Genomic DNA, 25,056 nt, shown 5'->3' with positions numbered 1-25,056 from the left:
CTCCTACTTTTCTTGTTTCGCGAACGGCAGCGTCACGGTAAAAGCCGTACCTTGTCCCAAGCTTCCATCGATTTCGAAGTCGCAGTCCCGGCCGTAAATCAAACGCAACCGCTGATTAATATTTTTTAGCGCCACTCCATGACCGCGTAATGGCATCGCCGGCGTTTTTGCTGCCACATCATCCCCGGCCTCTTCCAATGAGGCTTGCAAAGCCGCCAATTCATCCTCTGACAAGCCCCGCCCGTCATCCCGAACGGTCAACAGCACCTCATCCTCAAATCGCGCCACCGTAACGTATACCGTTCCCCCTTGCTCGCGGTCTCCAATCCCGTGCATAATCGCATTTTCAATGAGCGGCTGGAGCAGCAGCTTCGGGACCAGGCAATCGTCCAACCCTTCTTCGATATCGAACATAGCCTGCAGCCTGGAACCATGGCGCATTTTTTGGATGCGAATATACGACTCCGCCGTCTCAAGCTCCTCGCCAAGCCGGATGAGGCTTCGGTCCTGCTCCACTGCGCTGCGGATCAGTCGTCCCAAAGCCGTGGCCATTTCCGAGACGTCCTCATTATTGCGCTGCCGGGCAAGCATGCTGATCGACTCCAGTGTATTATATATAAAATGGGGTTGGATCTGGCTTTGCAGGGCGGCTAGCTCCGCCTCTCTTTCCCTCATGCCGAGCACGTACACTTCATGGACGAGCCGGTCGATTTCCTCTACCATCCGGTTGAAGCCGGAACCAAGCCGACCGATTTCATCCTCAGTTACCGGCACACTCTGCTTGAAATCGCCGAGCTCCACAAGTCGCATTTTTCTAACCAGCGTCCCGAGAGGTTGGGTCAGCCGATAAGAGAAGTAGATAGCTAAGGCCCCGGCCAAAACGAGACATATCAGGCCGGCTAGAAGCGTAAAATTTCGAAGTTCCTTGGTCTCCACAAGCAGGGACGCCACCGGAATATAGCTGACGATATTAATATCGGAATATCGGGAATAGTTGGAGACAACCAAATACTTGCTGCCCTCCATATGCAGAATCTCGCTGGCCGTTTCCGAACGCCCTGAAAGGCCGAGGATCCGATCCGAAAGCAGCTTGGACGCCTCCGTATCCCCATCTGCGGTCGCCGTGTAGAAAAGCTCTTCCCGGCTATTCTGCACGACGATGCCGCCGTTCTCTTCCAGCCTGACATTATCGACAAGCTGCTTGAACAAGGTCTGCTTCAAATCGATTTTGACTAACCCGAGCGTCCGGTTGGTATTGGGCTCACGGATCAGCCGGGCTACGGAAAAATAGCTTTGATTGCCGTCCAGATAGTAAGAAGGCCGATGCGGCGGAAGCAGCACCCAAGCCCCTCTCGCTTCCACCACGCCAGGGTACCAGGGCTGCCGCTCCACGTCCGTATAGGCAGCGATCGCGCTAGGAGCCAGGCTCGAGAAGGTGTAACCGCTTCCGGCGAAAATCTGGATACTGTCAATCTCTGGCCTGTCGAAGGTCATGCTGGCGATATAAAGCTGCATTTTGGAGCGTTCTTCCACCGTAGGCTGCTGATGTAGACTATCCTCCTCCCTGTACTTGCGCAAGATGGACAATACCCCCGAATCGTATAAAGGCATCAACGTCAATCTCTGCATCTCCATCAGGGTCCTGTCTAAATTCCGGTTGATCTGGTCCACCAATTGAGCGGTATAATCGGAGGTTCTTCGTTCAACGGAGTTGGAGAAACCCACGTAGGTAGCCACGCCCTGCAGGCTGAGCGGAATCGAAATGAGCAGCAGGAAGATCAGCAAAATTTTAGCACGAAGACTCCAGGACTTAAGCGGTTTGAACCTGAAAGACACGCTGGCCACCCCCTTCCGCCAGTCCCGTTTATTTTCACTTCATTGTACAGGAACATGGTGGGGATGACTATGGGATACGAAATCGAATTCCGAAGTTGGCTAAAGTTAGACTGTGAAATCGATTTCATAATTGTATAATTGTTATAACGATTGAATGTGCTGATAAGGAGTGAATCTTTATGAATAGGGTGGCTCTGATGGAACGAAAAGTGACCAAATTCGGCAACAGTTTAGGTATAACCATGACTGACGCTTTGAAGCAAATTGGATTGGATCAAGGTGACAACGTCAGCATTGATGTTAGCCCGGAAACAGGAGAAATTATAATTAAGAAGTCAACAAGAGTTTCATTACCTGAAGGAATTAGTGCAGACTTCTTGGATACTTTAACAAATGTTATTGAGGAGTACGATCAAACACTGCAAGGACTAAAAGATAGATGACATCAAATCGTTATCTATCCGTCCAAGAAGTCATGGCTATTAATGTATCGATGATTCAACGCTACAGTCCAAGTGAACAAATCGGGGTAAAGGAACCCAGGTTTCTCGAATCCGCCGTACTAAGCCCTCAGACCTCCGCTTTTGGGGAGGAGGCTTATCAGACCGTGTTCGAAAAGGCTGCTGCTTTGTTAGAGTCATTAGGGCAAAATCATCCTTTCTACAATGCTAATAAACGCACCGCTTTTACAGCACTTGTCATATTCCTGCGTTATAATGACTTGTATTTTAGGATGAACCCAAAGAAAGCGGAGGATTTTACGGTAATATGGTTAATCATAAATATCAGTTTCCCGACTTAGCAGCTACCATTCAGATGCATGGTGTCCCAATAACCAAATCAACAGATAAAATATAAAAAGCGACCGAATCACGGTCGCTTTTTATATTCGTATGAGAGACGCGCGGGAGCACAAACCCCGCCCTGCTCTACTCCAACTCCATATAAAAGAGATTCGTCGTATGATCTTTTGTAATCGTATGCGCTCCTGGAGCAAGTGGCACACTGACCATACCATTCGTCATGGGATAACTCGTTCCATCAATCTTGATCTTGGTTCCGTCTGCCGAATTAAACACTAATGTTAATGTAGCGGTTTCCGTAGAGGTAAAGGTAATGCGGGTTGAACTCTCGATTTTCAAACATTGGGTTAGCGTTAAGCCGTTATACACCGCGGTTCCCTTGGTTGTGGAGAGATTCCCTACAATATGAAAGAAATCGCTTGCTAATCCGGACGTTGTAAAGTTGTGAACTTGTTCTCCGGTGGACGGTTCTGGTTCCGGCTCCGCCCCGGTTGAATTCCCGCCTACGGATACAAGCCCGCTGGTGTAGCTGCTTATTTTAGCCATAAGAGCTGTATTGAGTGTATAGGATGTGTCGTCTACGGCATCATTGAATTCCCAAGTGAAGTCCCCGTTATTCAGGCGTCCGGCTTGTGCGGTAACGATCTGTTCCACATCGCTCACGTTATCGATGTCGGCGCTATTTACTCCCGTATCGACGGTTGTATCGAAGTTATTATAAGCCGTTCCTCCCACGAATGCTTTGTATGAGCTTGGTACGGTTTCATTTCTTGATGAAGCCAAGTATGCATCGAATGAGGTTGCATTTGCCGGAGCTGTTCCGGTATTGGAGTTTGCATAAATCAGACTGTCCGCATCTACGATCCTATTGTTATAGGCCTTAATCACGCCTCCGTCTTCGCCCGAAAAGGTCCCTTCCCCTAAAGCATCCGTACCTTGCAAGGAACTCAACATCGGGTATTTGGCATGTCTAAAGTAATTGGATTCCACAAAGGCCGAAGCTCCCGTTGTCACACCGACCCCATATTTTGAGACTCCGTCATAGAAGTTATTATAGATATGAACCGATGCCAATCGGATTCGCGGATGGCGGGAGTCCGAGTGATCAAACCAGTTATGGTGGAAGGTGACAAAGAATTCCTCCGATTCACTCAAACCGACCAAAGCCGCTTTTCCCGAATCCCAGTAGTGATTGTAGGAGATGGTAATATAGGTCGATCCTTTTTTCAGATCCGTTGAACCATCGCCCTTGGCCTGGTCGGCATCTCCTCCTGCGGTTCCATAAAATAGATCGTTATTATGCACCCACACGTTGACGTTTCCTGTATCCATGGAAATTCCATCATCAGGAAACAACATGAGCCCGAGGTTTCTTACTTCCACATTCCCTACGTATCTAAGGAGCAATCCCCACCCATAAGCATAAGCGTCGTCTCCGATCCCTTCGATCGTCATATTCATTTCCGAGTAATCGTTCTTGCCTTTTACTTGAAGGTAGCCGCTGCTATTCAGTTGTCCGTTCATGTCGTCATCGGTAACTTTTCCAATAAACCGGATCGCAAGAGGGGTTGTATCGTAGCCTTTTTGTCTTAGCGTCAAAATATCGCCGATCCCCACGCCCGTTTGAACCCCGCCTGAGCTGTTGATTTTCACATCAAGGGTTACGGTTCGTGCCGTCTCGGAGGTCACATAAATAACTTGTGCACCATCTTTAAGCGTACCGTCATCATTGTAGGCACCCGAGCCAGTCCCGTATGGCGAGTCTGAGGAAAAAGCAAATCCGGATCGATCATGCGGCGCTACGGATAGGTTATTCGAAACGACACTTACCGTTGAACCGTCCGACAGCCTGGCTTCAACCTTCATCACATAATTTCCTGCTGCAAGTCCAACGGCATCTGCTCTCCAATAGGAAGGGTATTGCCGGATCAGCTCATTATCCATTTGTTGATAGCTGGAATCCGGCGCATTGGCGTGTTTCACGTAGACATTGTATCCCTCCGCATTACTCACGGGTGACCATTCTATATACGCCGTTTCATTCCAGCCCCCGCCGCCGATAATCGAAAGACCGGCAGCATGGACCGTTGTCTTATTCACCCATCCTCCCGCTATGAGAGATAGCGCCAGAGAAAACAACACCACCATGCCGGTTACCTTTGCAACGCTGTTCTTCATTTCATCTCCTCCTTTTTTTATTCACTTGTGCTTTGTAATCGCTTGCAATAATTTGGAACTTTCTTATCAGCCTCCTCGCTTTATGGACCATGTCTGTCAAAACCAAAGTCCTTGTTTAAAATCAACAAATTTTGGAATTCCACCCACAGCTTATCAGCTGCGAAAACAGTTCCGAAACAATCATTTTGTTATAACCTGCGCATTCCGCGATATTCTGAGTTAATGATTATAGGTCGGGGAAATGACACTTCCTCTTGGACAACATCCATCCGGGATGGTCGTGAACGGCTGAAATCTGTAGATACAAGGCGTAGATCGGGCTATATTTCAGGCTTAAACCGGACGCAAAAACGAAAAAGCGACCGGTTAAGGTCGCTTTGGGGAGATCTTCTAAAGATCTCTATGGGCTGGCTGCATCATCCCTTGAGTGGGGTGATCCTCTTGGTACTCGTAATATTGCGACTGAACGGGCGCATGGATTTGTGCTTCCATCGGCGGCACTGACGGCTGCTGATAGGGCTCATCCACATACATGATTCTGCGCAGAATTTGCATAAGCCCATTCACAACGCGCAGCGCGACCCAGAACAGGATAAGGCCTACGCCTACGTACAGCAGGTATTGCTGATTATAGGTCCAATCGATATGAAAATAACTGAACAAGCTATTCTCCAAAATATCAAGCTGCAATTCATTCATCAAAATGATATGCACGACCGGAAGAGCAATCAATCCGAGTCCCAGTGAAATCACCGTTACCATAATAACAAAGAATACGATGCCAGTAACAAATCTTAGTAATACGAGCAGCAGATTTCGAATAAAGAGCGCTCCGTCAAATCCGCTCACCATTCGTTTCAACCAATTCTGCCCAGCTTCAGACTGGTGATTGTAGGTATACGATACAGTAGGATTAGGTAAACCTAAAATTTGTCTAATCATGCTTTGTTCAAAAACCACAATCCCATTCAACAGCTTAGCTACTCCAAAAAACAGCGGTATTCCGATAAATATCGGAGTCAAACCGATGGATAATGTAAGTCCCGTTATCGCTACTGTAAAATAAATAATCCCTAACGGGAGAGATAGCAATAAATAGAGAATCGTTGCATAGGTTTTCGGATTAAAAAGCACCCAATTCACCTTGCCTGCCCGCGACATGGCAGTCGCTTCTGTTGCCTTCATATTCAAACACCCCTTATGGCTTCATAAGTCACGCTCCGAGTTATAAATCCATTATATCCGCGTTATTTGGCTGACATAACCGTCTTAGGGGGTATCTGAACCTAGACCTTAGACTAGGAATGGGCCTGGCTCTGGTGAATTTATTGAAGCGAAGACACTATGACCAACTCGCCGAACGACATTTAAACACCGTATAGGCTATAGTGAAAAATCGGTAACGCCCTTCTTATAGGCATACTTCAGAGTATAGGTTTCTTCTTCTTTTCCATAGGGCATGGTAGCCATTTTTATGCGGGTATAATCAAGCCGACTCTCTTTTATCACTCTTTTTACCAAGGCTATACCCCGTTCTTCCTCCGTAACAACACAAAATATATTAAGCGCATACTTCTTCGGGTCGGAAATGCATGTCCCCATATCAAAGCCGTCGACATGGCCCAAATCAGCATCCGCTAGAGATAATTCTAAATATTCCATTACTTTTTCTCTTAACCAGTGGTCGCGTTGGCTGCCTTTTGCACTTTTCAGAGGATACTGTACCACTAACCAGAATTTTTCGCTCATTCCAATTCACCAGCCAATCTTCAGTTAATGTGGACATTTCGGGTTATTATACCACAAATGGAAAAGTCACCAACCCGAACATGGGCTGATGACTTTTGCATACATTTTATGGACAATTCATACTTCTAAATCAGCAAATAATCTTTGAGTGGGGAATGGAGCCTCTGTCCTTTCAATTTTTGTAGGTGGCTTCAAGTTCCTTTAAATCCTCGTCAGAAATGTCTTGGTAAGCCCCGTCTTGTTGGGGAAAAGCCAAACTCGCGATGATGTCTGCCTTGAACGTCAATCCTCCATTCCCGTTGTCTCGCTCCGGCGAGATCCTGACCAGAACCATTCCGGTCGGATACCCATCCTGTTTACGAACGACGGTGACCCATGAAGTTTCAATTTCGGCGAGATCAGCCGGAGGGTCCCCGCAGAGAGGGCTCCAGTAAAATTGCTCTCCCGCTTTCCTTGAGGTTCCCGTCTTGCTCATGCTTTCAAGCCTGCCCTTGATTTCCGCGCATAAGTAGTCGGTATCGCCTGATATGTCATACGCGATTTCATCACTGCCGCTCAGTTCAAACGGAATGCCCCGAGTGACGCTGATAGCCGGTGACCATCCTTTATTCCAAAGTATGGCGATCATTTCTTCCGCAGGTACGTTTACAACCTCCGGTTTCACATCTTCCTCCGTCTTCGGAGCGCACCCGGCGCCAAGCAGAATCAATCCCAGGCCCGCACAGATGAACAGTAATTTAAGTCCGCCGACTTTGATTATGTTGGACATCAACCCGGCACCTCCTGTGTACGAATAAGGATAAAATCAACTTCAAATCACCGATAAATTGAAAAGGAAATTCCTTTGAATCCAAAACCTCCAAGAAAAACAATTCCATTCCTTAGGATTAGCTCTTGACGCAGGCGACTACTGGAAAAGAATCGCCTTTTTCACTCAAATTGAAAAATCAATCTTGTCAGGCTGTGGACCGACGTTTTTAGGCCAATAGATGATGTAATAAATGGAGCTATTGTAGGTGATGTCTCCTTGATAACTTACATTATTGTAGGAATATTCATTTGTCCAAGTTTTATACCCAGGCGAAGAATAATTCCATCTCAAAGGATTCGTCCCTCCTGGCTTATGAGTCCAATCCGAAGCCGTCGTCGTTCCTTTCATGAAATGGTAATCGACGCTTCCTTTTCGGATTGCCACCACACGTTCATAATTAGCCAACGATGATGGTTTAGTCGCTGTCTTATAACCCCAATATCCAAGGGCCTCCAGATCATCAACGACTAAATCTGCCATACTTGCAATCGATAGATTCATGTTGAAGCTCTGATTGGAATGATAGCCCGGATTTTGAAAGACATGCACGCCTATGGAATACCCGTAGCAATTATATCCTGTATAGCTGTTCGACCATGTTCCTATTACCGTACTATCTTTTAACGTATAGTTCGCTAAAGCAGATATGCTTTCTTGCCCGGACACATCCAGGATTCTCTTAGCCAGCTCCGCTAACTCCGTATAGTTATACGGTATGCGGTCTACGGTCGTTACTCCTCGCTGAATATCAGCTACGATCGTTTTTACGGCATTTACCGTATACTCGTCCTGTTCAAATGCTTCAGGCAATACGAGTCCATTTTCTAAAAGGGCGTCTAACTGTTCTTCACCGCTTAAATACGACAGCTTTTCGATTGCAACCGGATCACTATCGGCGTTGGCCTGGGCTGCTGGTATAAAGGAAATGAATAGTATGACGAGCGCTAATAACCCAGAAAGTGTTTTTAAACTTTTTTTCACAAGCGTTCCTCCTAATATTGAATTGAAATTTGCTTTATCTTCCTATGTATTGACTGATTTGAGAGTCGCGCACCAAAGTCTTCTTGTTTAAATAGCAAAAAACTGTTTTATTATTCCATAATATGGGTCACCTCCTGTTATTTAGTATATACTATTTTAGCTAAATTGGAATATTTTCCCTCAAAAATCTATTATTTGAACTCATATCAAATTAAAAGATTGCCCAAAAAGACGTTCTTCTTTTAACTTATACAGAACCATAATTACAACGAGAAAAAACCCGCTCAATGAGCGGGTTTTTATGGGGGTATGAAGGGAGAAGGTATAATATCACATAGGCTTCTAAGAGTGTAATGACAGTTTTGATGTCACCCAAGAAACTCCCCGGTACATGGGCAATGAAGAGCGAGTACATTCAGTATTTTGGCAGCTGGGAGACATACCCCTTCACAGCAAAAAATCGACCATATTCAGTCGCTTTTCTGATGGTATATATGGAGGCGAACCGTGGCTATGCAAATCCACAATTCGCCGCAGTGTATTGATTAGGTTACGGTATGCTAAGTAGCGGATCATAAAAAAGAGAGCTTCTAAAGCTCTCTATGGGCTGGCTGCATCATCCCTTGAATGGGGTGATCCGCTTACCTCCATACCTCGGAGTTCTCCTTAATCCAACCATCCCTTGCTACGTGCGATATCGATTGCCTCGATCCGTGTATTCGCCCCAAGCTTCCCAATCGCCTCTGACATATAGTTCCGTACCGTTCCATAGGATAGAAACAGCTGTGCTCCAATATCTTGAAGAACTAAGCCTTGGGCAGCCAACTTCATGACTTCACGTTCCCTGGGTGATAATGGACATGGATCATCCCATATCGCGAGCGACAATTCTGAATTGATGACACGTTTCCCATCATAGACCCGACGAATCGCATCAGCCAGTTCCTCGCTGCCCGTATCTTTAAGAAGATATCCATAAACTCCTGCCTGCATAGCCCGCTGGAAATATCCAGGACGCGCGAATGTCGTCAAGATGATGACACGACAAGCTGACTTATTTTTTTGAATTAATTCCGCAATATCTAACCCCGTTTTCAGCGGCATCTCAATATCCAGAACAGCTACATCGGGTTCATATTGCTGAATCATGGACATCACTTCTTCCCCATTTTCAACTTGACCGACTACTTCAATATCATCTTCTAACGAGAGTAAAGTTGCCAATGCTCCCCTTAATAACTTTTGATCTTCTGCCAAAACAATACGAATCATCTAAGCACTACCTACCTTTTCATTTCGTATTACCCTAGGTATATGTAAGGTGACTTCCGTCCCCTTGCCTGGGGACGAAGACAGCGACATACGTCCGTCGATCATAACCAACCGTTGCCGTAAACCGGCGAGGCCATTACTGCTAGTATAGAATTGATCCATATCTGCCCCAATACCATCATCACGTACAGATACACGAACTTCCCCTTCCTGAATGTCGAGAAGAACGCTGCAACTTGTTGCTCGGCTATGACGAACCACATTTGTAATCGTCTCGCGAAAACACATCGCCAAAATCGTCTCCTGCAAGGGTGTTAACGGAAGCGGATTGTTCACTAAAGCGTCTTCCGTCCCTACATTAGAAGGTCTGGGATCTGAAATCGATTGATATTGAAATAAAAGCGGTATGCCCGCAGCTGAACATAACGATACAGCATGCTTATATTCGTCAGCGAGGTATGTAACTTTCATCTCCGTAACCAATTCACGCATTTGTTTCAAGGCTGCGCGTGCCGTTTCTCGTATTTCACGAGCCTCTGCTATCGCTCTCTCGGGATGACGATTGACCAGTTTCTCAACAACCTCCCCTTTTAGTGCGATTAATGACAGCGTATGTCCCAATGTATCATGTAATTCACGTGCGATCCGCTGGCGCTCCTCCTGCTGTGCCATTCGTTCAGCAGTTTCTGCCCGCAGCCGCGCAGACTTCTGTTGAAATCGAGTCGACGTTCGAATAATATACGGCAGAATACAGATGCCAAACATAGGCACCAGCCCTATCCATACTAGGCTGCCCATCCGATCCAAGTAAGGAACAGCGATAAATCCCATAGCTACAGTAAAAACGATCGTTATAGAGAGTAATATCGGCAGCTTTTGTTTGCTCAGCGGAACAGCTATCATAAAACCTATAAATGTATACATAGGGTGAAATACAGCTGCTAAAATTAAAAGTATTCCCACCTGAACCATCAAGATTGGCGTGGCCCACTTTGCATAAAAGTAGGATTGTCGAAACAATAGAACGAATATGCCTAACAGAACAAAGCCAAGCCACTGTATACTTGATGGCTCATAGAGTAAAAAGTACATGGGTATCATTAAATTTGTTAACAAAATATAAGGAGCGACTCCTTCCGATTTTGGAAAGAGACGCCACTTTTCTCTATTCAATTAGACCGCATCCCGTCGATTATATATATAGATTGATAGTAGCATAAAGAAGAGACCGCATCCTGTCAAAATTATGAAATCAATACTTGCTGGATTTTGTCCAGCGATCATATTCCATGCCCCATTGGCATAACGGTGAGATGGAAGCCATTCCCCGACCGAGCCCATCCAACTTGGCAAAGTACTAAGCGGCATCCAAAGCCCCCCCACAATGGCAAGCCCCATCTGTAACACATTTCCGATTGCAACGGAAGTATTCGCGTTTTTAAGCGTTCCTAACAAGGCACCAAGCGCCAGAAAAGATATGCTCCCAATCCATAACCATAATCCGCATAAAATCCATTGCCCGGCTGTCAATTGTATATCATGAACAAGGCCAGCAGATAAAAATATAACAACAATGACGATCAAGTGAACCGCCATTTGCGATACAATTTTGCTGCCAATCCAGACTGCAGGAGATAGTGGAGTCAGCTTCAACAGGCGTACCCACCCATCTTGATGCTCAAACGATAGACGGATACCGAATTGAGATACGGCTGTACCGATCAAACTGAATGCAGTCATCGACATCAATGAAAAGACACCCCAAGTTGTTGATTGAATCGATTGATCTACCCCATTCATACTTGCAAATAAAAAGTAGAAAGCAAGCGGCATCGCAATGGAGAAGAGTAAGAAAAATGGACTACGGATAATTCGTATACTTTCTGCTTTGGTCTGGGCAACAAACATATGTAACATGGCTATTTTCCTCCTAAAAATGTTTATTATCGTATAATTGTTTGTTTATTTGAGCCTGTAAGACTTCGGAATGTATCTTCTAAGCTGGCGGATTGTATATCAATATCTGAAATTCCCCATTCAGACTGCATCAGTGTAAATAACAATACATCGGTCTCTTGAGCATACAGACGAATTCGCTCGCCACTACATTCTGCCTTTTCTACACCAGGTAATGTGAGCCATTCCTGCTGGGCTGGCGCGTTCGCCGCTCGAAATGAAACGGTTCTAAGTGCTGTTTGAGCCTTTAAACGTTCTGGAGTCCCTTCCGCAACAACCTGTCCTCTGGCGATGACTGCGATATGATCTGCGACAGCATCAGCTTCATCTAAATGATGTGTAGTCAAGAGCACCGTACGTCCGTCACTTGCCAGCGCTTGGATGGTGTCCCAAAAGCGGCCACGAGCCTCGATATCCATTCCGACCGTTGGTTCATCAAGCAGGAGAAGCTCTGGATTTCCCGCCAAACTCTGAGCGAAGGCTAATCTACGGCGTTGTCCTCCAGACAGGGAGGATGCGCGTCGTTTCTGATCCGCATGGAGACCCGAAATGTCTAACAATCGCTCTAGCGACATCGGATTACGATAATAACTGCGGAACAATTGAAGCACTTCTTTTACCGTAAGTCCATCTGCTGCTTTAACATCCTGCAAAAGCGCTCCGACGCGTTGCCGTAATTCTTTTGTTCCAGACGGCACCCCCAAGACCCTGACTTCTCCTGATGTTGGCTTGATCATTCCGAGTATCATGGAAATGGTTGTTGTCTTGCCTGCCCCATTCGGTCCGAGCAATGCTGTTATTTGACCTTTCTCAAATGATAGATTCATATGATCAACGGCACAGTAATCGCCGAATTTCTTTACTAGATTTATACATTCAATCGCCTTTGTCATTTTGTCCTAACCTCCGCTAATTTCTTCTTTCGTTACTTGATGTCCTCATTATATTGAAAAAGCGCAAGATTCAATTAGTGTGGGTTGTCACAAGCCGGTTATGACAAATGTCAGAAAAAAGGACCGAAAGCAAAAAAGAAGGGCCTAGAGGTCCTTCTTCAGCATAACGTGCATTTGACACTCTTTGATTGTCATTGAGGTTTCTTGCTTTGCAAACTTATAGCTAAGGATTTTACATTTTAGGATATAGCTTTAAGAATGTAGTTTTAAAGTGCCGTTTTCACAACAAATACGTTTGTGCCTTAGACAGAAGAAGTCTGCGTCAACTGCTTTCCGAGTTCAGTTAACATGAGGGGCTTATCGTAAAGCTGCAAGTGTTGTAAAAGCAAAAATCCACAAACTCTTTCGGTTGTGGATTTTAAAAATTGTATGTATGGAGGCGAGGGGGGGGCGAACCCCTGTCCGAAGATAACGACAACGCTTCGAGGACTTAAGGACAGATGACATCCATCCGCTATTTATCCGTCCAACATGATACAACGATATAGCCCGGGGGAACATATTGGAGTTAAGTTCGAATCCCTTGCCATCCTTTCCATAACGCAAATAATTAGACTGCTTTTACAGCACTAGTTGTACTCCTATGCTTTAATGGCTTGCACTTCAAGATGGATGCAAGAAAGCCGAAAATTTTGCAGTGGATATGGTTAACCATCAATTCGATTGTCAACAAACGGCTGCGATCATTGAAGTTCACGTCACCACGATTCCCAAATCATAAATCTAAGCCTTTACTCAAGCGTCCCTTTTTTCATTTGACGATGTCTGTATCTGTATTTAGCTATAAAGATACGCCAGCAAAGCTTCATAAGATTTGGAACAGAGTGTGCGTTTTCTTGGAGATAGGACAATGCAGAACGGTTTCCTCGTTTCGTATTGCATTCGCTGCATGAAGCGATCAGGTTTTGCGGAAGATCCGAGCCGCCTTTGCTTGAGGGGATAATATGGTCCACTGTCGTGGCGTGTCGTCCGCACCACAAACAAGTATGATGATCTCGTTTCAGTGCAGCTTTTCGATAGTCCCGAAATAAGAACGGATTATAAAGCAATTGGATCGTCTGCTCATCAATCCAGACAGCTCGCGATCGCTCAACTTCCCGCCAAGCCCGATGGGGTAAACATGGTGTTAGTTGTTGACCATCCATATTCAGTACCGTTATCAATGGTTCCTCTCCATCATGACTATGATTCATCGATTTCACTCCATCTGTACGACATGTTCTAACCTATAGTATTAATATAAAACAAAAACACCATCCTCATGCGGATGGTGTTCATTATGATGGAACCGAGGGGAGTCGAACCCCTGTCCGAAGATAAGCTTCTACGGCTGTAGTCAGGGTTTTGGTGTCACCTGAGTATCACCCGTTTGACAACGAATTAACCACAATGATATATTGGCGTAATACCCATTTATATATGGGTCCTATCTTTAAGGAGTGCATAGCATGATGTTACCCGTTCACGAACGCTTCATTAAGCAGGCAAAAAAGAAAATCAGTCGAGATAATCGACTTACGGGCCTCCTTGCAGGCGGCTCCATGATCCACGGAGCCATGGACGAGTATAGTGATCTAGATTTAATCATCGTGTACGATAACGCGTATCGCAATGAAATTATGGAGCAACGCATTCAACTCGCAGAAGAGCTCGAACAATTACTGTCGGCATTCACAGGTGAGCATGTCGGCGAACCACGTCTGGTTATTTGCCTATACGGCCCACCGTTGCTTCACGTGGATCTAAAGTTCATTTCGAAATCGGAGCTTAGGATACGAACGGAGAATCCGATTGTGCTTTGGGAGAGAGACGAGGAGATCAGAACGATCCTTGCCGAGACATCCCCTGCCTATCCATCGCCCTCTATGCAATGGATGGAGGATCGGTTCTGGGTTTGGGTGCATTACGGCGCGGCGAAATTAGGAAGAGGCGAGTTGTTCGAGCTCATCCAACATATTACGTTTATTCGCAATGCAGTATTAGGACCGTTGATACTCATGCGTAACGGCCATCTGCCCGCGGGAGTCCGACGGCTAGAGCAATTTGCTGAAATGGAGATGGCTGAGCTTCGGGACACGATTCCACTCCACAGCTACGAAAGTTGTTACCGTGCGTTAAAGGCCACTATCAAGCTATATCAACGTTTACGCCAGGCTTCTGATGGTTGGATACGCAAAGAAGAAGCCGAACGCAATTCGATTGCTTATCTTGAAACCGTATATTCCACTATCCATAAATAAAAACATCTACAAGACAGTGAAATTTATTATTCACACTTATAAGCTATTCTACAGCAAAAACCCGACCTCACGAGGTCGGGTTTTTCATGGTATTGGTGGAGGCGAGGGGAGTCGAACCCCTGTCCGAAGATAACGACAACACAAGGTGCACCCAATTGTGATATCCGAAGTAGGGGCTGATAGTCAGTATTTTACGGTATTAAAAAAGACACAGTTCGTGTCTTTACGGCAATTCTATGAGTGTTCTTACTGATCACATTACTCAGAGTACACCTCGATGATCATCGTCGCTCCCAGCCTAAAACCATCAGTAAAAGAAGCCGCCATTTCCAGCCCTTGGACTTGTCGATATAAATCTAATAACTCCTCAAGCTCATGAAACTCATCGTCAGAAAGCCTCTTCTTCCAGGCATCCATGGACTCGGATATTTGCCTGCTCAATTGGCGATACTGAGGGTCGTTAGAAACAGCCTTCTCTACAGGATTCAAATTTCCGTAATATAGGGATTCCAGGAAGCTTGGCATGGGATTCTCCTTCTTTAACAGATGATATACTGATCGATAAACAATGACAAATTCATAACTGTTACGCATATGAGTACCAGTATTGAAATTATTATACGGTACGCTTATGCGTATAGTCAAGTTGAAATCGATCTTTGAGAGGTGATTATAATGAGGAAAAAAGTTGTCGTTAAAATCTCGGAATTGACCAAGGCACATAATATTTCTTTGCGGGAATTATCCCGAATATCCGATGTACGGCACGCTGCATTAAGTGAACTTGCCAATGGAAAACGGGAAAGTATCAGCTTTAGTCATATCGAAAGAATTGCTGAGGCTTTAAATATAAGCGATATTCGGGAGATTATTGAGTTGGTGGATGATGAGGGAAGGTATTCACATCTATAACGACAAGTATTTAAAATAGTTAGCCCGTAAAATCGCTGACCTATGTCAAATTTCGAATTAGACTATAGCTATTTCCTCAAAAGAATGGAGGTTTATATATGCCTAACTATAACTTTCATGATTTACTAGAGCCCCTCGAATTTGAAAAACTAATTTGTGATATTGTTCAAGTAAGAGAAGGTTATTTTGTAGAAATGTATAAAGAAGGTCGTGATTCTGGTATTGATGGTTCTTATATATTCCACGGCAAAAAAACCGTTATTCAAGCAAAACGCTATAAACAAAATTTCAAACAACTTTACAATAGCTTAAAAGACATTGAACTGCCTAAAGTGCGCAAGTTAAAACCTGACAGATATATCTTGGGTGTTTCAATTACTTTTCAACCAGGTGAAAAAGAACAAATTATAGAATTATTTGAGGGGTTTATAACTAGTACTAATGATATCTTAAGCAAAATAGATATTAATAGGCTGTTGGAAGAACCAAACTACAAATGGGTAGAGTTAGCTCATCCTAAACTTTGGTTACCAAGCATTAATGTGTTTCAAAAATTCCTTAAAGAGTCCACACACCGCGCACTATACAAAGAATCGGCTGAAGAACTTAAAGAGGCATTGAAAGCATCTAACACATTCGCCCCCACTCGAATCTATCGTGAAGCGTTACAAAGATGGTCTCATAATCATGTAATTGTTATTTCAGGAGAACCCGGTGTTGGAAAAACAACGATAGCATATCTTTTAGCATTGGCATACCTTCAGCCAGACGATCTAGATGGGTTTATATGGGCGTACTCTATTAAAGATGTCTATAATATGCTAGAGGATGATAAAAAACAAGTCATTATACTAGATGATTTCTGGGGGAGTATTTTTCACAATGAAAGCACTCGTAGAAATGATGAAAATCAGCTTAATAAACTCATTCAACGTATAATTGACTTTGGTGGAAACAAACGCCTTATCTTAACGACAAGGGAATACGTTCTTCGTCAAGGTCTACAAAGACAACCTATGTTGAAGGAAAAATTAGAGCAGTATGCTCTAATTTGTACTGTGGAGGAATATAGCAATATTGAAAAGGCCAGTATCTTGTTTCAACACCTATATTCATCAAATTTACACTATGAATATGTTACCTATTTATTTCAAAACTGCAGTCGAATAATAAATCATGAGAATTATAATCCCCGTGTACTTGCCCTCTACCTAAACAAGGTACCAGACAAAGAATCTGCCCCAGAAGACTATTTTATTGATCTTTGTGATTACTTCGATAATCCTGGTGCATTCTGGGAGGATATCTTTTTGGAGCTTTCTCAAGAGGCACAGATTGTAGCCATGCTATTGCTAATCTCTTCAACACCCATGTACCTCGAAGATATGAAGTGCTGCTACGCAAAGTATATAGATACTAGTACAAACCGAATGGGGATAAAAAAGCTAAGTGACAGTATCTCTGAACTTGAAAGAACTATGATTAAGTCTTTGTATAGTGATGAAGAAGACGAAGTTTTATTAAAATTCAGCATGCCCTCTGTGCAGGATTTTCTGTATTCATATATCGAAGAACATACTGAACAATTTATTCCTGAACTTTTACAATGCTGTGCTTACTACAATCAACTTCAGTTTCTGTTAGAGCATTTTTCTAAGGGCTCCAGTAAACAAGTCATTGAAATGATAGAGCGGCAATGTATATTACATTACGAAGACTATCCTTATAGCTATCATAATGAGTCAGATAGTAGTTGGAATTGGGGACCTGACTTGGTAGATGATCTACCTAGAGGGGAAGAAGAGCTTCATAGGTTCTTTCATTTGCTCCGTTGTTGTGATCCGCATCTACATTCCTCACTTTTAAATTTTTTAGAAAGTGAAATTAAGATTTACTGTTCAACTATGGGGCATGGAAATATAGAAGCACAGTATATAGATCTTCATAACTTACCTGATATTATAGTTAGGTGTACTAATAAAGGTATGTCGTTTATAGGAAAAGATATTCTGAATCAATTTTATAAGGAAGCATTTAGTGTATATCATTATATGGCCATGGAAAAGTTTCAAGAAGTATTTCCAGGAGCGTATAGTACTTACCACGACACTTATTATAAAAAGATAAAAAAAGAACTAAAAACTATACTATTGGCCGAAATAGAATTACTAGATCATTTAGGTAAGGACATGGAACTTGATCTTCTTGTAGATAATATTCCAGAAATACTCCACCATTTCGGCCTTCGTTACACCGACCAATTCGGAGAGAAGGTTGCCTCTTTGTGTGGACGAGAGCCGTTATTAATAGAAAAGCAGGTTGGAGTTACGAAAGATTACAGTATTTATAATGATGAAAAAGAACAGTCATTAGAAGTTGTTAAACAGGATGCTGAAAATTGGCTTTTTGGACCTAATGAGATCGAACTTGAAGATAAACAGATCTCAGAACTCATAACTTGGTCTGATCTTCGAGCTCCTCTAAAAAAAGAGTTAAAGGAGATATTAACAAGTAACCATTCCCATTATATTCATGACTATTTAGAAACTAGAGAATCAATACAACTACTCTTTGCAGCAATACGCGATCTTGAACGTCTGCCCGAACAAGAAAGTAGTTTATGCATAATTCTAATCGAACATATACACCAACAAAATACTAATTCACAGCATACTAACCTAATCGGTTTCTGTGATGAGGCTTTTTTATTATTTATGTATCGAGATGAACCTGTGATACGTGCATCCGAATTTATGTCAAGCGACATATATAATCACTATTTAAAAAACGATCCTGCTCTTTATGAAGTTGTCTTTGACAATCTGATCCTTCAAGATTCACAATGGGTCCGCTTCCTTCACATTCCTATTTACACTTTCTGTCATGCTTTTATAACATGTATTGAGTTCAGGAGCGAAGACGATTCCAATGAATTCATTCAAGAATATTGGAAAGAACAATTGGGAAGTAACTCTGACAAATTAAAACGTACTATTAATGACGATAAAAGAACTGAAAAAGGCATTTATTATGCTGACTTCGGAACCTACTATTTTAAAAATTATGGTTGGGAAAGGAAATTGTACAGAATGTACGAAGAACTAGATCCTTTTCAATTTAATCGTCTATACGTTGGTCCTAGAATTGAAGAATTTCTATATCAGCTAGGTTATGAGAATGATGAAACCAAAGTATTAAACTTTCTTTCCATCTGTGAATATCAATTTTATTACGAAGATTTTGGAGCCCCTCATTCTTCAATTGCTTCTATTTCTGACGAGCTATCGATGTTTGAGCATTTAAACATCACTAAAGATTGGGCTCCATATCCTAAACAGCTAAGTAAAAAAAGATTTAATGAATTGAAGAAAAATAAAGATATATGCACTGAACATAATGAGAATTGGTCAATTCTAGTATATAAAATTAAGGACGTTGAATTACTGAGAGAGCTTGGGGCCTACGAAGAAGCGCTAGAGATAATACAAGAATTAGAGAAAGTCCATGCAAAATTTTCTTCGGGAGATTATTCATCGATTCTGTGAATCGATACTGATGAATTTTTTCTTTAGGAGAAACAAAACAGTTCAGAGAGAGCATTGTGGCTAAATTCACCTTTAAGATTAATGAGTTATTTGTTCTCATCTAAATACTTAGTGTCATAGTAACTATGCATAGTTTCAACATTAACTGAAAAATAAAGAGCGACCGACACGGTCGCTTTTTGTTTGATTATAATTGTGGTAAGGGGAGTCTAACTTCTGTCCGAAGATAACGTGTCTACGGGTGTAGTGACAAATTCAATGTCATCACTCAGGCTCCCCAACCAAAAAATTCCTCATAACGCGAATGAAGTCTCTCATTTTAAAAGAGGGTGAGTTGTACTCCTATATCATCTTTATTATTTTTAGACTTAGTAATTTTGCCTACATTAGAAGAAATTCTATTATCGGCCAATTTTTTCATGAGCGTTTCCGTGATATAGTTTATTTGTAATGTAAAATCACCATCACGATCAAACTCTATGCCTCCAATTTTCGCAGTTGAATCAAATGATCCAACAGGAGCATCCTTAAACCAGATGGGTATAACACTACTTTCACCAAAGCGGTCCTTGAATTGCTGAGATTCAAACTGGGTCCAAATCCTTCTAGGATAATTAGAACCTAATAAAACTACAACATACTGTGCCTCGCTTCTATAAATTGGACCTAAGTACTCTTCCACATTCTCTGCTAATATCCTATGTTGCTCGTTTTTATCGTAAAATACAGAGACCTCTTCTTCGCATAATCTTGTAAATAAACCTTCTGCCACATCTCTGTCACTTCCAGCAAAGGAAAGAGCAAAATCATAAATAGACTTAAAATTAATTGTTTTGTATCCAACTTCTCGAACAAACTTCTTCCATTGAATATTTCGTATATAGTAAACGAATTTAGGATCTTCAACACTTATTACATTAGTATTAGCCTCGTAATGAATACACTCGGCAAATAATTCAGCATACTCTCCATTTAAAAAACTTTCCAAATATCCCTGCTCCATTACAGTATTAACGCTACTTCTATGCTCAGGGTATTTCCTTATTGCCTGATTAAGATCTAAAGCCCATTCATTACTGATTGCAAGCCAAAATAAAATATGTAAGTATGGGGCTCTACCATCTTTTCTCAATTTTGGTCCTGTAGCAAATGCTCTAGCTATTTCATTAAATGCCCTGCTTAAGTCATCAAAAACTTTTTGTTTAATCAACTCCAAACTAGTAGTTATAACTGTCGTATTTTTACATGACTCAAGAACATCTCCATGGATACAAATTTCCTTACATAACATTTGGGCAATATGAAAGCTACCCTGTGCCTCTTTAACAATATCACCCTTAATATTTATCTTAATGTTAAGGGCTTTTTCTCCATTTTCTATAAGTTCAACAATTTTTTCCTCAGGATTAGATTCAAATCTAATTGTGTCAATCCTATTATTCAGATCCCTAGCGAATTTCACCAATGAATCTCCCGCTTTATTTATTCCCACAACAACTAGTTTAGTAGTAGCCGATTCTTCATCAGCAAGCGTTTTCATATAATCTGCAATAGAACTTTTAGTTTCTGGTTCAAGCCTGTGAAAGTCATCGATTATTATTATCCCATCTAAACTATCACCAGGTATAGTCTTAATGATTTTCAAGTCCTTAGCTTTTCTTGCAGTAAGCTTTGTGATTTTTGTTTCTATGCCCAATTCTTCAAGGCCTTTTGTAATACTAGAAGTCTTACCGATTCCTGACGGCCCCTCAACTACAAGCCCTTTTCCTGGGGTTCGCAAAGATACAAGCAACTTTCTATATTCCATCGGTTTAACAAAAGTATATGTTGGCACTCCGGAATCCTTATAAACCTCATGTAAGTAAGGCATTGCCATGCTGACTCACCCAATCTTTCATTATATATATGACAATAATACTATTCAAAATTATAGATGGCAATATGTGGATTTCTAAACATTTTCCTTGTTTTGTTTACAGATGCATGAAAGGATAATACGCAATACAGAATCCAATTGTTAGATTCCTTCCCTAGATAGGATATTACTAACTGCCCACGGTTAATATCTCTTTTCCCGTGTCTTCCTGTATAACTGATCTGCGTAGCCAGCTTAAGATTTGCTTCGGTTGCCCAGAACGATTAAATTAATTCGATCAAATAAGCAAAAATCCACAACCGAATTAGGTTGTGGATTATATGTATGGAGCGGTGTAGGCGGTCACCTAACCAAAAGTCCGGAACCGGCTTTCCATTAAGTCAGTCTAATTATCTTCTTCAGCTAAAGTTAAGCCCTCATCCCGGAACATAGACGATACGAGGTTGAAGCACGCTCACAGATTATTAAGCTCTCTCGCATTTATTAAAATGAATGCGAAAACAATTGTCTTTTAGCTAATTCTATCACTTCAGATATTGGTATAACTTCGTTTGGCACGACCCCGTTCATTGTTGCTCCTTTTACAGCAACTGCAATGACTTCACTTTTGTCGTTAACTATAGGCCCACCACTGTTTCCGCCATAAATGGTAGGAGTTATTTCATAACGTTTATGTGCAACTGTTTTGTCACTGCTATCAGTATGCATCCTTATGCCCCTTACAAAACCATTATCTACTCTTATTTCCTGACCCCTTCTATAGTCCGGATAACCAACTAAATCAATAAGTTGATCGTTTTGTATAAGTTCATTATAATTAAATCCTTCTGCATTATGATCTAAGCTATTAGATCTTAATATTGCAATGTCTTTTTCAATATCATAACATTCAATTCGCATCATATGCACGTTAATATCATTAGAGTTAAAAACTCTCACATAATAAGGTTCTAGGATCGGCATTCCGAGTTCAATTGCATCGACTATATCTTTTAGAACGTGGGCATTGGTAACGAGCCCAAATCCTTTTAATAAGAATCCAGTGCCTTGATTATGGTATATAAGTTCGAATTCATTTCTTTGTTCAGAAGTAAACGCTACAACAGGACTTTCCTGCTCAATCACATAAGTATAATCTTCATACATTTTTCGTTTGCTACTTTGTTCATCTACAGATTTTATAACTTTGTGTTCTGGAGAGATACCATTAAAACGATTAGCTAACTTTAAATAAACTGGGTCGCTCTTACCTTTTACATGTCCCACATGATTAATCATACCCCGTAATACTGAGAACATTTCCGGATAATTTTCATTCGCTCTTTGTCGAAATGGATATTTACGTTCAAAAACTTCCTTCGCAACATCAAGATCATCAATGTTCTTTTCTATACAATTCAGTATGGAACGAATTCTACGAATATATGTCCTGCTTATGTTTAATTTCTCATTCACTGTTATCCCTGTTACAGATTGATTATTTTTACTATCTTGCAATCTTACTTTTTGTCTGTTCACATTGAAACCATTCTTCTTAATGATTTGCATTAATCTCTCACTTAACTCTACCTGCCCATCCTCATTCAGAAATGCGATACTTCTAGGAAAAACTCTCTTATTTGTAGAAAATGTAATATCATCTGCATATCGTGTGTATTTAACCCATTTACTTTCAATAGAGAGCTGTTTTAGTTCTTTATCCAAACTTTTAGCGAGGATATTAGAAATTATTGGAGATGTTGCCGCCCCTTGCGGTAAAAACCCCTCAGGATGAATACATATATTTGCAAGAGTTGTGGCGACTGTTTCACCCAACTTAAAGTAAGAAGTAAACATACTCCTCACCCTTGCAAAAGATATACTCTCAAAGAAGTTTTCCAAGTCTATATTTAATACAAAAGATTTTTTTAGATGCTCTGAAGCATTAGTAACAATACTTCGCTTTTCTATAAAACCATGTGCTCGATTATGGGGAGTAAAGTTTAGAGAGAGGATATAGGCAAGCTTTGTTTGGAGAATTGCGAGGTTTTTGGAGGGAGAATGAATTGTACGATAACCACCACTCTTTTTACCCAAGGGAAATGATTTATAGTTAATCTGTTTGTCTCTTATAAGAATCTTCCAAAGAAATTCAGTAGGAATCTCCAGAAGCAATGCGACATCTTCGAAATCAACTAACCTTTTAAATTTATTTTTTATTTCTTCATCTGAGCTATTTAGTGAAGGTTCGATTAAAATACTGATAGAAACTCACCTCTATTAAAGAAGTAGGCAAACAAGTACAGTTCTACCTTTCTAAATCATACCGTTGATACCATATGAGACAATTGGATAAACAACGAGAATAGAGCGTGGAGATGTGTAGATACATTAAATTATAAGATAGCGATTATCACCATCAAAAGTTCAACTGCACCTTGTTTGCCTAATAATATTATTATACTACAGCCGATACCTACTTGTCTTTGTTTCATCAGCATCAACACTTAAACAGCTTATTCTCTTATAAAATATCCCGTCGATTTAAGATCATTAGCCGACTCTTTCACATGAAAATCGGATGGATACCCATCCCATCTCTAGCTGTCGTTGATGAAAAGGAGGCTAAAGAGAAGCCCAAAATCTTAGAGTCGAAGCGGTTTCCCCAACCTCTTCGAGTATGAACCCCGCAAAAAAGCGACCATTACGGTCGCTTTTTTATAGTATGTATGGAGGCGAGGGGAGTCGAACCCCTGTCCGAAGATAACGACAACACAAGCTTCTACGGGTGTAGTGACAGATTTGATGTCACCCTAGAGACTCCCTGTCACCGGATTCCCTTCAGGTCAGCCTGATTGTCTTCTTCAGCTAGCCCCAGGCGGAGACTAGACAGCGTATCCCACTAAAGTTGAGCCCTCATCCCGGTACATGGGCGATACAGAGCGAGAGCACGCTCACAGGTTATTAAGCTGCGAAAGCGTAGTTGTTTTGTTGTTTGCCGTTTAATTGGCTTTAGCGTTGATGAAGTGGACGCGTCCCCACTACCCGCTACTCATGCCCGAACTATCCCCGTCGAATCCAAAAACGCCCCCTTAAGTTGGAGAAATGCCGGTGTATTGCACCTTGGCGTTCCTGCCAAAAAGGGCTATCGGATTAAATCAAGAATATTCAGCCATAGCAGTCGATCTATGCCGCAGACTCTTTCCCTCCAAGAAAGAAGAATGCGCCAACTGTATGCTGATTGTCAAAGATCTTATTGATCTCTCTTACATCAATTAGTATATCACATTTGACATCAAAATGATATATACATTGCAGGTAACACAGCTAAAAGCTGCCATCCCACAACGGTCATTAAACATGATGCCGATTTCTTAAACGGCATACCATAGATAACCGTAATTACCTTGCAATCTTCTGCTTCTCGCGCAGTGCACGCTGGATATCGCGCTGTGCGTCCTTCTTGGCGGCATCGGCACGCTTGTCGTACTGACGCTTACCTTTACCGAGGCCCAGCAATAACTTCGCATAGCCGTTACGGATGTAGATTTTCAGCGGTACAATCGCGTAGCCATCCTGCTTGGACAGGCCCAGCAGCTTGCGGATCTGCTCCTTATGCAGCAGCAGCTTCCGTGTCCGCGTAGGGTCCGTCGGATTGTTACGGTTCCCCTGTTCGAACGGGCTGATATGCATGTTATGGATATGAATCTCGCCATTCCGAATGGTGGCGAACGCATCTCCAATATTGGCCCGGCCATTCCGTATGGATTTGATCTCCGTTCCGGTCAGCACCATCCCGGCTTCATACGTATCCTCGATGAAATAATCATGGGAAGCTTTTTTGTTCTGGGCCAGAACCTTCCCGTCACTTTTCTTACCCATGGTCTCACCCCTTGTCATCAACAATGATAATGGAAAAAGGACTTCCGGCAGACCGCCAATTGCAATCTCACCAGAAGTCCATT

At 42.2% G+C, this 25,056-nt stretch carries 19 protein-coding genes, 1 other RNA gene and 1 pseudogene; 5 read left to right on the top strand and 16 right to left on the bottom strand.

Features of this window, described 5'->3' with window-relative positions:
• Positions 1 to 3 precede the first annotated feature (3 nt).
• On the bottom strand, positions 4 to 1,836 hold the full coding sequence (locus tag GYMC10_RS01540) for a sensor histidine kinase (protein WP_012818516.1): 1,833 nt from the start codon (positions 1,834 to 1,836) through the stop codon (positions 4 to 6).
• A 179-nt stretch (positions 1,837 to 2,015) separates the two neighbouring features.
• Between GYMC10_RS01540 and GYMC10_RS01535 the strand changes: the two genes are divergently transcribed.
• Positions 2,016 to 2,279 (top strand): AbrB family transcriptional regulator, encoded by a 264-nt coding sequence (locus tag GYMC10_RS01535; RefSeq protein ID WP_012818515.1) that lies wholly within the window; start codon positions 2,016 to 2,018, stop codon positions 2,277 to 2,279.
• Positions 2,276 to 2,694: pseudogene (locus GYMC10_RS01530) on the top strand (type II toxin-antitoxin system death-on-curing family toxin). Before GYMC10_RS01535 ends, GYMC10_RS01530 begins: the two are co-directional and overlap by 4 nt.
• A 71-nt stretch (positions 2,695 to 2,765) precedes the next feature.
• Here the strand turns inward: GYMC10_RS01530 and GYMC10_RS01525 are convergent.
• The 10 genes from GYMC10_RS01525 to GYMC10_RS31695 all read right to left on the bottom strand — a co-directional run bounded on the left by GYMC10_RS01525 (position 2,766) and on the right by GYMC10_RS31695 (position 13,732).
• On the bottom strand, positions 2,766 to 4,817 hold the full coding sequence (locus GYMC10_RS01525) for a pectate lyase (RefSeq protein WP_012818513.1): 2,052 nt from the start codon (positions 4,815 to 4,817) through the stop codon (positions 2,766 to 2,768).
• A 390-nt stretch (positions 4,818 to 5,207) separates the two neighbouring features.
• A complete protein-coding gene (locus GYMC10_RS01520; RefSeq protein ID WP_012818512.1) occupies positions 5,208 to 6,002 on the bottom strand; it encodes a sensor domain-containing protein in 795 nt (264 codons plus the stop codon).
• Positions 6,003 to 6,200: 198 nt separating this feature from the next.
• On the bottom strand, positions 6,201 to 6,566 hold the full coding sequence (locus GYMC10_RS01515) for a hypothetical protein (protein ID WP_036672764.1): 366 nt from the start codon (positions 6,564 to 6,566) through the stop codon (positions 6,201 to 6,203).
• 172 nt (positions 6,567 to 6,738) lie between these two features.
• On the bottom strand, positions 6,739 to 7,335 hold the full coding sequence (locus GYMC10_RS01510) for a hypothetical protein (protein WP_012818511.1): 597 nt from the start codon (positions 7,333 to 7,335) through the stop codon (positions 6,739 to 6,741).
• A 165-nt stretch (positions 7,336 to 7,500) separates the two neighbouring features.
• Positions 7,501 to 8,358: a hypothetical protein gene (locus GYMC10_RS01505; protein WP_012818510.1), complete on the bottom strand. Its 858-nt coding sequence runs from the start codon at positions 8,356 to 8,358 to the stop codon at positions 7,501 to 7,503.
• A gap of 666 nt (positions 8,359 to 9,024) precedes the next feature.
• Positions 9,025 to 9,630 (bottom strand): response regulator transcription factor, encoded by a 606-nt coding sequence (locus GYMC10_RS01495; RefSeq protein WP_012818509.1) that lies wholly within the window; start codon positions 9,628 to 9,630, stop codon positions 9,025 to 9,027.
• Complete coding sequence (locus tag GYMC10_RS01490) at positions 9,631 to 10,803, bottom strand: sensor histidine kinase (protein WP_012818508.1); 1,173 nt, start codon at positions 10,801 to 10,803, stop codon at positions 9,631 to 9,633.
• Complete coding sequence (locus GYMC10_RS01485) at positions 10,804 to 11,547, bottom strand: ABC transporter permease (RefSeq protein ID WP_012818507.1); 744 nt, start codon at positions 11,545 to 11,547, stop codon at positions 10,804 to 10,806.
• A gap of 26 nt (positions 11,548 to 11,573) precedes the next feature.
• The gene (locus GYMC10_RS01480; protein WP_012818506.1) at positions 11,574 to 12,479 is read right to left on the bottom strand and encodes an ABC transporter ATP-binding protein; all 906 of its coding nucleotides are present in this window, start codon (positions 12,477 to 12,479) and stop codon (positions 11,574 to 11,576) included.
• Positions 12,480 to 13,270: 791 nt separating this feature from the next.
• Positions 13,271 to 13,732: an HNH endonuclease gene (locus GYMC10_RS31695; protein WP_012818505.1), complete on the bottom strand. Its 462-nt coding sequence runs from the start codon at positions 13,730 to 13,732 to the stop codon at positions 13,271 to 13,273.
• A gap of 255 nt (positions 13,733 to 13,987) precedes the next feature.
• Between GYMC10_RS31695 and GYMC10_RS01470 the strand changes: the two genes are divergently transcribed.
• A complete protein-coding gene (locus tag GYMC10_RS01470; RefSeq protein WP_012818504.1) occupies positions 13,988 to 14,779 on the top strand; it encodes a nucleotidyltransferase domain-containing protein in 792 nt (263 codons plus the stop codon).
• Positions 14,780 to 15,037: 258 nt separating this feature from the next.
• On the opposite strand, the gene GYMC10_RS01465 is transcribed toward GYMC10_RS01470, so the two are convergent.
• Positions 15,038 to 15,304, bottom strand: a complete 267-nt coding sequence (locus tag GYMC10_RS01465; RefSeq protein WP_012818503.1) for a DUF6809 family protein — start codon at positions 15,302 to 15,304, stop codon at positions 15,038 to 15,040.
• A gap of 150 nt (positions 15,305 to 15,454) precedes the next feature.
• Here GYMC10_RS01465 and GYMC10_RS01460 point away from each other — a divergent pair, with 150 nt between their 5' ends.
• Both GYMC10_RS01460 and GYMC10_RS01455 read left to right on the top strand, forming a co-directional pair.
• Positions 15,455 to 15,691: a helix-turn-helix domain-containing protein gene (locus GYMC10_RS01460; protein WP_012818502.1), complete on the top strand. Its 237-nt coding sequence runs from the start codon at positions 15,455 to 15,457 to the stop codon at positions 15,689 to 15,691.
• 98 nt (positions 15,692 to 15,789) lie between these two features.
• Positions 15,790 to 19,236, top strand: coding sequence for an ATP-binding protein (locus GYMC10_RS01455; protein WP_012818501.1), 3,447 nt, complete (start codon positions 15,790 to 15,792; stop codon positions 19,234 to 19,236).
• Positions 19,237 to 19,555: 319 nt separating this feature from the next.
• On the opposite strand, the gene GYMC10_RS01450 is transcribed toward GYMC10_RS01455, so the two are convergent.
• The 4 genes from GYMC10_RS01450 to smpB all read right to left on the bottom strand — a co-directional run bounded on the left by GYMC10_RS01450 (position 19,556) and on the right by smpB (position 24,973).
• Complete coding sequence (locus GYMC10_RS01450) at positions 19,556 to 21,112, bottom strand: TIR domain-containing protein (protein WP_012818500.1); 1,557 nt, start codon at positions 21,110 to 21,112, stop codon at positions 19,556 to 19,558.
• Positions 21,113 to 21,595: 483 nt separating this feature from the next.
• Positions 21,596 to 23,266, bottom strand: coding sequence for a reverse transcriptase domain-containing protein (locus GYMC10_RS01445; RefSeq protein ID WP_012818499.1), 1,671 nt, complete (start codon positions 23,264 to 23,266; stop codon positions 21,596 to 21,598).
• Between the two features lie 552 nt (positions 23,267 to 23,818).
• Positions 23,819 to 24,183, bottom strand: a transfer-messenger RNA (tmRNA) gene (gene ssrA / locus GYMC10_RS31690).
• 310 nt (positions 24,184 to 24,493) lie between these two features.
• Positions 24,494 to 24,973 carry an SsrA-binding protein SmpB gene (gene smpB / locus GYMC10_RS01440; protein ID WP_009593386.1) on the bottom strand — a complete coding sequence of 160 codons (480 nt, stop codon included), beginning with the start codon at positions 24,971 to 24,973 and terminating at the stop codon, positions 24,494 to 24,496.
• Positions 24,974 to 25,056: the final 83 nt, after the last annotated feature.

Source organism: Paenibacillus sp. Y412MC10 (genome assembly GCF_000024685.1).
Classification (GTDB): Bacteria; Bacillota; Bacilli; order Paenibacillales; family Paenibacillaceae; genus Paenibacillus_AQ; species Paenibacillus_AQ lautus_A.
This window is presented reverse-complemented; position numbering and strand designations above follow the sequence as displayed.